The organism is Archaeoglobus neptunius, from assembly GCF_016757965.1.
GTDB classification, from domain to species: Archaea; Halobacteriota; Archaeoglobi; order Archaeoglobales; family Archaeoglobaceae; genus Archaeoglobus; species Archaeoglobus neptunius.
Window position 1 is genome coordinate 71678 of record NZ_JAEKIW010000005.1, and the last position, 12545, is coordinate 84222.

Genomic DNA, 12545 nt, shown 5'->3' on the forward strand with positions numbered 1-12545 from the left:
TATATCAAGTTTTCTGTATGGCGTGGGTGATAACACTTTTATTCCCAATTCTGAGACTCTGTAGAGTCTTCAATTTCGAATCCGTCCATTATGAAGTGATTATCATAATACTTTCTCAAAAGTCTTGCTGCATTGTGTCTGGCCTTTACAATGTTGCATCCAAAAAACGAGAAGAATGTCTCGACCTGCTTTCTCGTCCTCATTTCGTACTCGTTTTCGGCCGCTGTTGTAACCACAAACGGCACGTCAAACTTGTTTATCACCGTGACCTCCTCTCTCAGCCTCTCAAACAGTTGCATTCTCCGGTAACCCCTGTTTCGGATAAATTTGGCAATACCGAGCTCAATCAGAACGTCTTTTTCTGCAGCCAGCTTAATGGTTGCGTAGTCCAGCTGCCTGTCGTCGTGGTCAAGTATCATGTCAACCTTCCTCCTCATCACAGCCTCCTTGCATACGGATTCACTGCCGGTAACCCCGACGATTTTCTCTCCTTTTATTTTTTTAAGCTTCTTCCTGAGCTCGTCTGGTGTGTTAGCCTTCACAACCACTCCGCAGGAATTTGGGTCTTCTAACATGAAAACATAGCCCCTGAAACCGAGATTCATGAGGTTACGTGGAATGAACCTCAGGAAGTCGTACATAATTCCTTTGCAAGCTGAATGACGTTCTCTCTCTTTGCAGGAAATGTAACGAGCTTTACCTTGACCGCAATGGGGTCTCCTCTCTGACTCAGCACAACCTCTCCGAGATAGGCTTTCTGCTTATCAATGCGGATGTGCAAAACGTTCTGCTCGTCAACCCTGTCTTCAACGGTCTCGATGACTTCCTTGACCTGTTCCCCCAGCAGATCAAGAAAATGATTCCAGAAGATCTTTATCTCCCTGTTCCTGCTCAGCTCAACCTCGAGGTATTCTATCGGGTTTCCGTAGTGTCCTTTGGCCTTGCTCACCGCAATTTCAAATTCAAAAGGAAAAAGAGTTGCTATTGCTTCACCAACCTTATTGCGATCTTCTGTAGAGTGGACAACCGCGGATATTTTTATCCACTCTATTCTGCCCTTCATCTGTTTTTGTTCCTGAAATTGGACCTGAGGCTCGGTCTGACCTTCTCTGCTCCCCTGCCCTTTCTTCTTAGACCTCTGGCCTTTCTTCCTGCGGAGGTCAGGCCTCTGTAAACTCTCCCTCTGTGCCTGCTTATCCATGATAGCTGCCTGTCGGATCTGATTGCGGGATGATCCCTGTCCACAAGTATCACCTCGAACCACTTGTATCTCCCGTCTTCTCCGACCCAGTAGGAATTCAGAACCTCCATGTTTGGATACTTTCTGTTTGCCCTCTCTTCCGCAATCCACTGAAGGTTCTTTTTAGGTGTCCTCTTGTTAACCATCAGTCCCTTGCTCTTCCTGCCCTTGTTGGGTCTCGTTGCCCTTCTTCCACCCCTTCTCACTCTAACTCTGACCACTATGATACCTTTCTTCGCCTTGTAGCCCAGAGACCTTGCCCTGTCCAACCTGGTTGGCCTCTCTATTCTAACCACAGCCGGTTCTCTCCTCCATTTTTGCAGTCTCTGCCACATGAGCTCCCCAACGTATCCCTCATACGGCCTCTTCCAGGCTTCCCTGATGTACGCATACATTGATTTCATACTCATCACCACGCAAACTAAGCTACTGCCTCGACAACAGCAGGCTGGGTTTCAATACCTTTAGGCTCTTCAAGAAGCTCTATTTTTCTTATCTCAACCCTTCTGATCGGGTAGATGTGTTTGGCATTTTTGTAGATCTCTGCCGGAACTTTGCCCAGTACGCACTCCTGCAGAAACTGGACGAAGTTAAGCGAACTGCTCTTTTCCAGAACAATGTTTCTCATTATGGCCCTGATTGCCCTCTTCTGACTTGTCTTGCATCTTCTAATTGTGAAAACCACTGTCTTAACCCTTAGCCTGTAGCCGTCTGCTGTCGTAACATCAACAATGTCCTCTATTTTGCTCGTTCTTCTTCTGGTCAGACTGTTCAGATACTCCCTTGTGAGTTCGAACCTCCAGAATTTGGTATAGGCGTTTTCTCCAGCAACTCTGTACACTTTGAAAATTAGCTTCTTGTAGGTGTTCTGGTTTGAGTAATCGTTTGTCAGCTCGGCAAGCGTCGTTTCTACTGTCCTGCCAATGACCTTATTGGCATCATCCGCTGGAGTTTCGCCCAGCTCGGCCATTCCGAAGTACTCAGGAGCGATTAGCGTGAACCACTTTTTCATCGTCCACTTATCCTTAACTCTTGCAGCTCTTCTCTTTCTCGCCATGCTTTTGCAGTTTAGAGGGGACAATTAATAAAACTTTTGGAGACAATAAACCATGAACGCTTTACTGATGTGTGGCGGAAAAGGGACGAGGCTTGGGAGTGGAGAGAAGCCACTTTTCGAAGTATGCGGTAAAAAGCTGGTTGATCATGCAATTTACGAGTTTGACAATTTTGAGATCGTAGCTGTAACCTCTCCGAATACCCCTCAGACTGAGAAATATCTGGATGATTTTGGAATAGATTATTACAGAGCATCGGGAAAAGGCTTCATTGAAGACTACAGAGAGGCCTGCACAGAACTGTCAATTTGTGAGCCAGTTGTAGTTGCCTGCACGGATCTGATTTACTTAAAACGTGGAATTCCGGAAAAAATTGTTGAGGCTTATCTTAAATCGCCTAAAAGGGCTCTGGCTGTATATGTGGACTCCAGTCCGGCTGGGATAAACATAATTGATGCTTTTTTTATTGACGAGGAACAGGAAGAAGAGATATATATTCTCGGGAGAAACAGTATAGTTAATATAAACACAGTTGAAGACGTGAAGAGGGCTGAGGAGTTATGGACTACGATGAAAGGAGGGAGAGGCTCGCAGAAAGGCTGAGGTATGAGCTCAACCTCAGTCAGAGAGTTTACAATGCGATGAAAAATGTGCCGAGACACATCTTCGTTCCCGAAAGGTATAAGATCGAGGCGTACTCCGATACACCTCTGCCCATTGGGTTCGGTCAGACGATCAGTGCCCCGCACATGGTTGCAATAATGTGCGAACTTCTTGATCTGAGGGAGGGGGACAAGGTGCTCGAGGTTGGGACTGGCTGTGGTTATCATGCTGCCGTTGTGGCCGAACTTGTTGGTAAGAGTGGCAGGGTTATATCGGTGGAGTACATTCCGGAGCTTGCAGAAATGGCGAAAGCCAATCTGTCTGCACTTGGTTATGACAACGTTTATGTCGTTGTCGGAGACGGCAGCAAAGGTTACCCTCCGGAAGCCCCATACGATAAAATCTACGTCACAGCATCTGCCCCGGATGTTCCGCAACCCCTGGTAGAGCAACTAAAGCCGGGTGGAAGGATGGTCATACCGGTTGGTGAACACGCTCAATGGCTTATAATTCTCGAAAAGGATAAAAAAGGAAACATAAGGAAGAAGAACTGGGGATCCGTTAGATTCGTGCCACTTCGAGGAGAGTATGGATTCAAGAGTGTGAGATACTGATGCTGGGAGACGCCTTATCCTTCCTGACAACGATTCCGGTTAGGGGCGATGTTGAGGTTCTTCGGAGAAACCTGTGGATGTTCCCATATGCAGCGATAGTAATCGGACTTGTAACCGCAATTCCCGCAATTGTCTATCGGTATGCTGGATTAGACATTCGATTTCTTGCTGTGGCATTTTATGTTGCGATTGAAGGGATCAACCACATAGATGGCCTGGCAGATTTTGGGGACGCCCTCTTCGCTCCTGAAAGCAGAAAAATGGGAGCCTTAAAAGATCTCAACACCGGTACGGGAGGGGTGGTGACGCTCGCCATTTACTTCATTTTGTTGTTCCACATTCTGGCAAGGGCCGAATTCGTGGAAATCGTTTTTTCACAGGTTGTTGCGAAGTACTCAATGATTCTGATAATGTTTGCCTCAAAACCAAGCTGGGAGGGGATGGCATCTTACATGATGGAGTTCACCAGTTTGAGAGATGTTGCTGCCGGAGCCATACCACTTATAGCTCTCTCGTACTTCACCGGCATTAAGTCGGTTTACGCTTTATTTTTTGCGTTTGTAGCTGTTTTTCTGCTGAAGAGATATTCCGAGGCTAAATTTGGTGGAATTAACGGCGATGTCATAGGTGCAGCAAACTGCATTACATTTGTCCTATCTCTCATCACCCTTGAGTTTTGAAATGAAGAATCCTGAACTGTTGTGAAGGTGCGGAAACGACCTCACAACTCTGTTCCAGTCCCTAAAAACCTCGCCTCTAAATTCCTTTATACCTCTGGAAAAGGGTGAATCCAGTTTGACAACCCTGGCCCCAACAGCATTCAGGTTTCCCTCGTTTTCCTCAAACATAATCGAGCAGGTTGAGTAAACCACCTCGTCAGCACCGTTCAGAGCATTTTTCAGCATTTTCCTCTGAACAGCAACAGTCCCCTCAAACTTCCTCCAGTCGAAACTCCATTTAACATTGGGCTGTGATGCGTAGCTTCCTGTCGAGGAGCATGGTGCATCCACGAGAGCCTTATCAGCCATGAAACTAAATCTGCATCCATCACCAAGCTTTATTTCTACATTTTTTACACCGAGCTGTTTAATCTTACTTTTCATCCTTTTTATCCGTTCTTCAGAATTGTCAACGGCAATAATCCTCCCTCTGTTTTCCATCAGCATTGCAATGTGGCTTGTCTTCATCCCCGGAGCGGCTGCAAGATCGACCACAACATCCCCCGGTTCGGGGTTTAAAGCATGGGATACGAAGCAAGAAGCCAGATCCTGAATCACGTATTTTCCCTCAGCATGCCAGTCAAACGATGCCGGATGGACAGAATAGCTTTCAACTCTGAATACCTCATCCATAAATGTGGGAGAAAGCCTTACGCCACGATTTTCAAGATATCTCAGCACACCTTCAATCGATCCCTTCAGCTCGTTAACCCTGATATATGCCGGCGGTTGCCGTAAATTGGCCCGGATTAACTCCAACGCTTCATCTTTTCCAAGAAGCTCTATGGTGTATTTCACGAACCACTCTGGATGGAAGAAGTTAAGAGAAATTCTTTCAATATCGTTTTCGGCGTCAATTTCCAGCTTCTCGACATTCCTCAAAACTCCATTCACGAGCCCCACCAGTTTTGGATTCCGTTTTTTCACAATCCTAACCGCCGAATCGGTGGCCAGTGCAGGATGAACGTCTTTGTACTTCATTTCATAAACGGCTATCCTCAGAAGGTTTTTGATGAAGGGATTGAGAAGGTCAAATTTTGGTACCGTTCTGCGGAGGAAGTGATCTATAGCATTCAACCTTCTCAGCGTTTCAATACTGTAGGCGTGGACGCTTCCTCTAATTTTGTAATCATATCTCCCGGCAACCCTTGCAACGGCTGTTTTAATCGATATTCTGCGTTCCTCAACAAGGGTCAGCACGTCGGCAGCAATCTCCTGAGTTGGGATCACATTACTACCATCTGGGCGTGGGGGCATCCTGCTATTTTTAAAACCCGATTTTTGTCTATAATTCCAATTTTAATTGCCAGATCCACAGCCCTGCTCCCCGTTATGTTGGCGATGGTTGCATTTCTCAGAGCCCTTTTAACTTCCTCTTCGTCAAATTCTTCAGTTCCGTAAAAGCTCTCCTTGACCTCCAGTTTCAGATCTCCCTCTCTGAAGACTTTACCAACTATGTCAGCATCACAAACCGCCACGAGCATTTCTCCCCTTATCCTGTAAACTTTCATTCTGAACATCAGATATTCCTGACGGGATGTTTGGCTCCGCAAGCAAGGCAGCGAATCATCAGAACCCTCTCTTCTTTGACGAACTCGGTATCAGGGGCACCGCATTCTTTGCAGAGAACGTAAAGTCTTACGTAATCGTCAATTTCCTTCTGTATTTCGCTTTCCGTAAACTTTCCGTTCAGAACAAGTCTACCATTATCAACAAAACCGGCGGTACCAAGAGACTTCACCATGTATTTGTAAAGGTGCTCTTCACTTCTGTTCAGGGCTTTTGCGATCTGCGAAAAGTTCTTGAGTGTTGTTCTCGCCCCCTCGCGAACAATGCTGACTCTCGGTATCTCGAACCTCTCTCTCCTTACAACATCCTTATCCGCCAGTTTTTCCAATGCTCTTTCAAGGAGTTCCTCATAGCTTCTCATCACCACTTGTTGGTGTGGAATGGATATATAATTATCGGGTTCCGAACAAATGAAGCTATTAATCCTTACCGTAATCCTCAAAAAACTTTTAAATGCTGAAAATCAGTGTTTGCATGGGTATTGAGAGGGAAGTTGAGAGGCTGATCCGGGAAGGCAAAATTTTTGACGCTTTTGAATATGTGAAGGAGAACGCTCCGGAAGATTTGAGAGACACAATAGAAAAATCATTCAGAGATGCAGAAGCCATAAAACAGCTTGATGGATTCTGGAAGAAGATCATGCTGATTCTTCACTTTGCATACGCTTCGCAGGACGCTTTGGAGAGGAATGATAAGCAGTCACTTGTCTCTTGCGTCGTTTCGTCAGTTAATGCGATAAAGCTGAGCGTTGAACTCGGAATGAAGAGCATCACTCCGATGCTAATGAGAAATGCGGCGAGGGCACTTATAATGATGGATATGAAGGAGAATGCGGAGCGAATGTATCTCGAGGCGGAAAAAATGTGTGAGGAGCTTGGAGATGAAGAGCTGCTGGCAGCAGTGGAAAATGACCTTGCAACTCTCTATTACGACATGGGCAAGTACAATGAGGGGAAGGTAAAGGTAGAGGAGGCGCTTGAAATAAGAAGAAAGTTAGAGGACAAAGAGGCACTGGCGGAAACGCTCTCAACAGCATCGGAAATATACGTGAAACTGGGAAATTTTGATGAAGCGGAAAAGTGTTATTCTGAAGCGGAGGGCATCTACAGAGGGCTTGCCGAAGCAAAAGAGTCTTTCAAACTCAATCTTGCCATACTGTTGAGCAACTTCGCCATGTTTAGAAAGAAGCTTGGTAGGTATCACGATTCGGAAAAGATGCTTCTTGAAGCACTTGGCATATTCAAAGAACTGGAAAAAATCGATCCGGACTTTTCCCAGTTCGTGGCTACCGCCTACAAGCATCTGGGCGATCTTTACAGGGAAATGAAGGAGTACGTAAAGGCGGAGGAGTACTACAAGCTGTCAAGAGAGAAGTTCAGAGACATACAATCAAGATGGGAGAGTATTGCGAGTTAAACGCTGCAACTTTTTATATCTACTTCTTCGATTTTTCCTCCCGGTTCCACTTCCTTGAAGATCTGCCCCTCAAAGCGGTAAACTTCTGCTCCTGTCAACCAGCAGTCAGGTGGTAGACCGGCTTTCATGCAGGTTTCGCTCAGAAACTCCTCGGGATCCATGCTGTACTCAACAGCAACCTGAGGGAGGAGCAATCCTGAAAATGGTCCCATTTTAACGATCAAACCGTGCCTGCCAATTTCAACATGCCTGGGCAGATCTTTGGGCTTGACATCGATCTTTTCGGGTGGTGTCAAGACCGTGACCTCCACAACAATTTCATTCATCTCGCTCAGCCTTACAGGATCAAATCTGGGGTCGTCAACCGCTGCAGCGATGGCGGATTCGATTATCGCCTCATCCAGCCTCTTTATAGGATAGGGGAAACCTATGCAGCCTCTCAGCTCACCGTGCTTTGTCAGGGTTGTGAAAACTCCTCTTTTTTCGGCAAAAACACCATCAAGCCTTTTCTGTAGCATTTTCCGCTCATCTAAGTAAACCTCAATAGCCTCCCTTGCAAGTCTAACAGCTTTCTCACCATCCTCCAGCGTTAGAAGTTTGACCATGGGTGTAGTAGGTTTTAAAATTAATAACGTTGTTGCTGTTCTATGATCCTTGGCATCGACATCGGGGGGACAAACACGGACATAGCTTTAATGGACGGCGAGAACTTCACGCTCAGAACCATTAAAACTTCCGATTTTCATGATATCCACGAAATCATCGACTTCAGCTCTGTCGAGGCTGTGGGAATTGGAATTGCCGCATGGTTTGAGGAAGGTAGAATCATACATTCTCCCAACCTTCCTGCGATCCCGGAAACTGACTTCCCAAAGCCCACCGTAATCGACAACGATGCTAACTGCTTTGCATACTACGCATCAAGAATACTTAACTGCAGGAATCTACTCGGCATAACCGTCGGCACGGGAATTGGAGGTGGAATAATAACCGACGGGAAGATCTACCGCGGTAGAGGGGCTGCGGGGGAGATAGGACACACCCATGTCGGCGGAAACAGAAGATGCAAGTGCGGTGGGACGGGACATCTTGAAACCTACTTCGGGGGGTGGGCCTTAAGCCAGTACGGTAAGGGGGCGGAGATGATGCTGGATACGGGAGAAATCTACGAGTGCGAGGGATTCAGGTTCTTCTGCATTTCCATCGCCAACGCCATAATGCTCCTGCATCCGGATGCTGTCGCTGTGGGTGGAAGAATCGGAGGGAGACTCGACCAGAAGGTTCTCCGGGAACGCATCAAAGAATGGCTGCCGGATGTAATAGAGGTGGAGGTGCACACCATAAAGGACGATCATGCAGTTGCAAAGGGTGCGGCTATGCTTGCCCGCGATACCATACTTCAAACTCATCCATGAGACCTTCTTTTTCGAGCAGATCAAGTGAGACGATGAACTCGTCCTGAACTTCCCTTTTTGTTCCAACAACCAGATAGTAATCCCCATTTATCACTTCAATATCGCCAGCGGCGAGTATCCTCTCTCCCTTAAAGGCCTGACCCACGAAAGTGTGGGTGAAGCAGAGCACAGCCCTTATCCTGTCATGTGCGACCGGATAATACCCTGGATAGTCGAAGATCAGGGAATCATCGGTTAGCTCGGCTTCTACAACCCACTTACCAGCCTTCACACCCATATCTTCCGGCACATCTCTGTCTATCTCGCCGTAATCCCTGACATATAGAAGATCGAAGTACGTGCTGCCAATAAACGCCCTGTGGTACTTCCTGCGCTCATGGGCAAGGAAAACCTCGTAGGGCATCGAGATTTTCCTTTTCCTGTATATGAAGTCCCACGTGTCGCTGTCCGGCTCCTGAACTCTGCCCGTCTCGATACCCTTTTTCAGTTTTTCCCTTGCCTCAAACCACCACTTCCCGTAGACGACGAAATCAACATCGGAATCTTCACCCTCCAGTCCAATCAACCTTGATCCTGTGACTCCCATTTTACTTTCAGGAATTCCCTCAAAAAAATCAACTATCTTTCTAATCTCCGCGGCCCTCTCCGCAAAACCCAACCTCTCCTCAGGTTTGTAAACTTCATCTATGTCCCGGTGCGGGACGTAGAAAATACCATTTTTGACGTACTTGCCCATCCCGATGGCCTCGTCGTGGGTAAGCTTTCTGTACCTTCTCCCGTCCAGAATCCTGTCCCCGCTCTCATCCGGGACATACCTCAGAAAACATTTTACCTCAGGGTCATTTCTGTACCCGATAACTGAGAAAAACCAGTCACCCACCCTGAGAAAATCCCTCAGTCTTATCGGTTTACCTGCCCTCATACTTGGCGTAGACCCTCCTTATATCTCTTGCCCTCGCCCTGCTACCTTCTTTCCTCAAAACACCGCCGTTAATCAGCTTTATCCTGTGTATTCTGTATCTTCTACCATTCACCACCAGTGTCTCCCCGACTTCAAACTCCGCCTCACCATCCACCACCATCTTGAAGGGTGTGGTGACACTCCTCTTATGCAGACTCATTCTGAGTTCAACCTCTCCAACATCTCTCAACCACAGCGTTTCAATTTTCTCCACATCGCTGCTTTCCACCCTCTGACCGTTTTTAAGTTCAATTGAGGTAATTTCTCCGATTTTGTGTCCCCTGTCAGTATCGACTATGTATTCCTCTCCCTTTTCAATCCTGTCTCCCTTGCGAACCCTGACCGTCCCTCTTACGGATTCGGGGCCAGAACTGATTATGGCTCTAAGCTCGATTTCTTTTCTTGGAGTGTATGTGGTGTAGCTTCCGCACTCCGTGCATCTGTAAAGGTTCCTTTCAGCTCTCACGAGTTCGTGGAGTGTTTCCTCCTTGCATGTGTCGCAGTAAATGTATTCCCTCATCCTCCCACCCTACATCGCCAGTGAAGTTAAACTTTCTCACCAAGTCTCTTCTGAATTGTCCTTTCAGCAACTTCTTCGATGTCGAGTCCGTGATGGTAAAGCTCCTCATCAACCTTGAAGCTTTTTTCCGTCTTTTCAAGCATCTGGATTGTGAAAAACTTCCACTTCTTTCTTGGGAGCTTTAGAGCTATATAGGGTTTTGCACCAAAACTCTCTGAAAACATCTCGAGCTGCCTGATCTCGTCTTCGGAGAGGTACAGGGGCAGGTTGGACCTCATTTTAACTTCTATTGCCAGAAAGAGCTTTCCGTTTCCCGCCACGATGTCAGGGCATGGAAAGGGAGACACTCCGCTTCCTGCGACTCTTATGGCTGCAAATCCTTCCTTCCACAACTGTGCGATCAGATCCCTCTCAAACCTCGTTCCCTTATTTTTCATTTAACAAAAAATTTTTAAATTATTTATTAACTTTACGTATGGCGAAGCTGCTCGTTATAATTGCAAGCGGGAAGGAAGCGAAAGAGAAGGCCGTTGCCGGACTGCTTTTCGCTGCAAACACAATCAAATTCAACTGGGCCGAGAGTGTTGAGATCATTTTCTTTGGACCTTCTGAAGACATGCTTGCAGAGGATGAGGAGTTCAGGAACCTGGTTGTAAATAGTCTGGGAGAATACAAGCCCCTTGCCTGCAAGTTCATCGCCGACGCAAAAGGGTATTCGGATAAACTCGATTTCGCACGGCTTGAGTACATTGGTGATCTCGTAAACAAGCTGATTGACGAAGGATACGTCCCAATGGTCTTCTGACCTTTATTTTATTTCTCTGGGGTCAGTTATTTCTCCGTAAATTGCCGTTGCTGCAGCAACTGCAGGATTTACGAGGTAGATTTTGCCTTCAGGGCTCCCCTGTCTTCCTATGAAATTCCTGTTGGATGTGGATACGCTCACCTCCCCACCTGCAATGAGTCCAAAGCTACCTCCCATACACGGTCCACAACATGGAGCTTCAACCAGAGCACCGGCCTCCACGAATACATCCAGAAGCCCGTCTTTCAGGGCTCTGATGTATTCCCTTTTGCTTGCCGGTATGACGATCAGTCTTACGTTTTTTGCAACCTCTTCACCCTTCAGCAATTCTGCAGCGATCTTCAGGTCCTCATACCTGCCGTTTGTGCAGGAGCCGATGAAAACCTGGTCGACCTTTGTTCCCTTCACTTCTGAAATGTCAGCAACATTGTCCACCCTGTGCGGCACAGCTATCTGTGGCTCCATGCCTGTAACGTCCAGTTCGATACTGTGAAATTCGGCATCCTCATCACTTGTCAGAAGTTCCCCATCAAATTCTCTTCCCATTGATTTGATGTAGTTCAGAGTGACGTCGTCGGGCTCCACGATTCCCGCCTTGCCTCCCATCTCTATGGCCATATTGCACATGGTCAGCCTGTCCGCCATGCCAAGCTTCTCAACAACCTCACCGGAGTATATGCAGGCTTTGTAATTTGCCCCATCTGCTCCAACCATTCCGATTAACTTCAGAACGACATCCTTGCCATAAACGAATTTATCAAGCTTTCCGCTTATGTTGAATCTGATGGATTCAGGAACCTTAAACCAGAGCTTACCAAGAGCAAGCACGCATCCCATGTCAGTAGAGCCGATCCCAGTCGCAAATGCTCCCAGTGCACCGTACATGCACGTGTGGCTATCTGCCCCAACAACAAGCATTCCGGGTTCAACGTGGTTTTCCACCATAATCTGGTGGGCGATGCCACCCCTGACATCATAGTTGAGTATACCCTGCTCTTCTGCAAATTTTCTCAACATCCTGTGGTTTTCGGCTGCCTGAACACTGTCAGCGGGTACCTGATGGTCAAAGGCCATTATCACCCTGCCAGAATCCCAAACCCTTGCCCCATCACCAGAAATTTCTTTGAATGCCTTAATTGCAAGAGGAGCTGTAATATCGTGAATCATTGCGAGGTCGATATTGGCAAATACGAAATCCCCTGCTCTCACATCTTTTCCACTTGCCCTCGAGAATATCTTCTCAACCAGAGTCTGAGCCATGCTGAAAGGCAGGTGGGTTGGGTTAAAAATATTGCTGCCTCGTCAAATATAGGCCGACCCATTTGATTGCAGCGTAATGCTTTTAAGCAAATTGGCTTAGTAGGAATTGTACCCGCCTTAGCTCAGAGGTAGAGCGTGGGACTGTAGTTTGCCACTCCGCTGGCAAGCGGAGATCCCATGGTCCCCGGTTCAAATCCGGGAGGCGGGACTCCTACACCCACTTTGGGTCCTGTTTCCTAATTTCCATATTTTTTGTCGTTGGAATCTCAGCACCATGCTGGTTTTGAGGCGTTCTTCAGACTGACAAGGCAAAAATCACTGGGCGGGATAAGACGTATCCATGGCCTGTAGCAATCCTGATTTAGAAA

The 12545-nt window shown here is 47.0% G+C and carries 18 protein-coding genes and 1 tRNA gene; 7 read left to right on the forward strand and 12 right to left on the reverse strand.

The features are described 5' to 3' along the window. Positions 1 to 38 precede the first annotated feature (38 nt). The 4 genes from JFQ59_RS04795 to JFQ59_RS04810 are packed head-to-tail and all read right to left on the reverse strand — an operon-like array spanning position 39 to position 2297. Positions 39 to 641, reverse strand: coding sequence for an RNase P subunit p30 family protein (locus tag JFQ59_RS04795; RefSeq protein ID WP_202319277.1), 603 nt, complete (start codon positions 639 to 641; stop codon positions 39 to 41). Then, positions 626 to 1063 (reverse strand): RNA-binding domain-containing protein, encoded by a 438-nt coding sequence (locus JFQ59_RS04800; protein WP_202319278.1) that lies wholly within the window; start codon positions 1061 to 1063, stop codon positions 626 to 628. The genes JFQ59_RS04795 and JFQ59_RS04800 overlap by 16 nt, the downstream gene beginning before the upstream one ends. Further along, positions 1060 to 1644, reverse strand: a complete 585-nt coding sequence (locus JFQ59_RS04805) for a 50S ribosomal protein L15e (protein ID WP_202319279.1) — start codon at positions 1642 to 1644, stop codon at positions 1060 to 1062. The genes JFQ59_RS04800 and JFQ59_RS04805 overlap by 4 nt, the downstream gene beginning before the upstream one ends. Before the next feature lie 17 nt (positions 1645 to 1661). Beyond that, positions 1662 to 2297, reverse strand: coding sequence for a 30S ribosomal protein S3ae (locus JFQ59_RS04810; RefSeq protein WP_202319280.1), 636 nt, complete (start codon positions 2295 to 2297; stop codon positions 1662 to 1664). Positions 2298 to 2349: 52 nt separating this feature from the next. Between JFQ59_RS04810 and JFQ59_RS04815 the strand changes: the two genes are divergently transcribed. The 3 genes from JFQ59_RS04815 to cobS are packed head-to-tail and all read left to right on the forward strand — an operon-like array spanning position 2350 to position 4192. Beyond that, positions 2350 to 2898, forward strand: coding sequence for a TIGR00454 family protein (locus tag JFQ59_RS04815; RefSeq protein WP_202319281.1), 549 nt, complete (start codon positions 2350 to 2352; stop codon positions 2896 to 2898). Beyond that, positions 2856 to 3512 carry a protein-L-isoaspartate O-methyltransferase gene (locus JFQ59_RS04820; RefSeq protein ID WP_202319282.1) on the forward strand — a complete coding sequence of 219 codons (657 nt, stop codon included), beginning with the start codon at positions 2856 to 2858 and terminating at the stop codon, positions 3510 to 3512. Before JFQ59_RS04815 ends, JFQ59_RS04820 begins: the two co-directional genes overlap by 43 nt. Beyond that, positions 3512 to 4192: an adenosylcobinamide-GDP ribazoletransferase gene (cobS, locus tag JFQ59_RS04825; protein WP_202319283.1), complete on the forward strand. Its 681-nt coding sequence runs from the start codon at positions 3512 to 3514 to the stop codon at positions 4190 to 4192. Before JFQ59_RS04820 ends, cobS begins: the two co-directional genes overlap by 1 nt. On the opposite strand, the gene JFQ59_RS04830 is transcribed toward cobS, so the two are convergent. The 3 genes from JFQ59_RS04830 to JFQ59_RS04840 are packed head-to-tail and all read right to left on the reverse strand — an operon-like array spanning position 4166 to position 6161. Beyond that, positions 4166 to 5461 carry an RsmB/NOP family class I SAM-dependent RNA methyltransferase gene (locus JFQ59_RS04830; RefSeq protein WP_330999843.1) on the reverse strand — a complete coding sequence of 432 codons (1296 nt, stop codon included), beginning with the start codon at positions 5459 to 5461 and terminating at the stop codon, positions 4166 to 4168. The two genes, cobS and JFQ59_RS04830, sit on opposite strands and share 27 nt — an antisense overlap. Beyond that, positions 5458 to 5751: a DUF424 domain-containing protein gene (locus JFQ59_RS04835; RefSeq protein ID WP_230972309.1), complete on the reverse strand. Its 294-nt coding sequence runs from the start codon at positions 5749 to 5751 to the stop codon at positions 5458 to 5460. Before JFQ59_RS04835 ends, JFQ59_RS04830 begins: the two co-directional genes overlap by 4 nt. Next, entirely contained in the window at positions 5751 to 6161 is a 411-nt protein-coding gene (locus JFQ59_RS04840) for a translation initiation factor IF-2 subunit beta (RefSeq protein WP_202319285.1), read from the reverse strand. Before JFQ59_RS04840 ends, JFQ59_RS04835 begins: the two co-directional genes overlap by 1 nt. A gap of 113 nt (positions 6162 to 6274) precedes the next feature. On the opposite strand from JFQ59_RS04840, the gene JFQ59_RS04845 reads away from it, so the two are divergent. After that, complete coding sequence (locus JFQ59_RS04845) at positions 6275 to 7216, forward strand: tetratricopeptide repeat protein (RefSeq protein ID WP_230972310.1); 942 nt, start codon at positions 6275 to 6277, stop codon at positions 7214 to 7216. On the opposite strand, the gene JFQ59_RS04850 is transcribed toward JFQ59_RS04845, so the two are convergent. Beyond that, a complete protein-coding gene (locus JFQ59_RS04850; RefSeq protein ID WP_202319287.1) occupies positions 7213 to 7821 on the reverse strand; it encodes a TIGR00296 family protein in 609 nt (202 codons plus the stop codon). The two genes, JFQ59_RS04845 and JFQ59_RS04850, sit on opposite strands and share 4 nt — an antisense overlap. A gap of 42 nt (positions 7822 to 7863) precedes the next feature. Between JFQ59_RS04850 and JFQ59_RS04855 the strand changes: the two genes are divergently transcribed. Then, entirely contained in the window at positions 7864 to 8631 is a 768-nt protein-coding gene (locus tag JFQ59_RS04855) for an ROK family protein (protein ID WP_202319288.1), read from the forward strand. On the opposite strand, the gene JFQ59_RS04860 is transcribed toward JFQ59_RS04855, so the two are convergent. Genes JFQ59_RS04860 through hjc form a run of 3 tightly spaced genes read right to left on the reverse strand, consistent with a single transcriptional unit; the run spans position 8591 to position 10549 of the window. Further along, the gene (locus tag JFQ59_RS04860) at positions 8591 to 9553 is read right to left on the reverse strand and encodes a nucleotidyltransferase domain-containing protein (RefSeq protein WP_202319289.1); all 963 of its coding nucleotides are present in this window, start codon (positions 9551 to 9553) and stop codon (positions 8591 to 8593) included. The genes JFQ59_RS04855 and JFQ59_RS04860 overlap by 41 nt on opposite strands. Next, a complete protein-coding gene (locus JFQ59_RS04865; protein WP_202319290.1) occupies positions 9540 to 10112 on the reverse strand; it encodes an HVO_0476 family zinc finger protein in 573 nt (190 codons plus the stop codon). Before JFQ59_RS04865 ends, JFQ59_RS04860 begins: the two co-directional genes overlap by 14 nt. A 26-nt stretch (positions 10113 to 10138) precedes the next feature. After that, positions 10139 to 10549 carry a Holliday junction resolvase Hjc gene (hjc, locus tag JFQ59_RS04870; RefSeq protein ID WP_202319291.1) on the reverse strand — a complete coding sequence of 137 codons (411 nt, stop codon included), beginning with the start codon at positions 10547 to 10549 and terminating at the stop codon, positions 10139 to 10141. A gap of 38 nt (positions 10550 to 10587) precedes the next feature. On the opposite strand from hjc, the gene JFQ59_RS04875 reads away from it, so the two are divergent. Beyond that, positions 10588 to 10917 carry a hypothetical protein gene (locus tag JFQ59_RS04875; protein ID WP_202319292.1) on the forward strand — a complete coding sequence of 110 codons (330 nt, stop codon included), beginning with the start codon at positions 10588 to 10590 and terminating at the stop codon, positions 10915 to 10917. A 3-nt stretch (positions 10918 to 10920) separates the two neighbouring features. Here JFQ59_RS04875 and JFQ59_RS04880 read toward each other — a convergent pair whose 3' ends face one another. Then, positions 10921 to 12177: a 3-isopropylmalate dehydratase large subunit gene (locus tag JFQ59_RS04880; protein WP_202319293.1), complete on the reverse strand. Its 1257-nt coding sequence runs from the start codon at positions 12175 to 12177 to the stop codon at positions 10921 to 10923. Positions 12178 to 12288: 111 nt separating this feature from the next. Between JFQ59_RS04880 and JFQ59_RS04885 the strand changes: the two genes are divergently transcribed. Continuing rightward, a tRNA-Tyr gene (locus JFQ59_RS04885) sits at positions 12289 to 12385 on the forward strand. Positions 12386 to 12545: the final 160 nt, after the last annotated feature.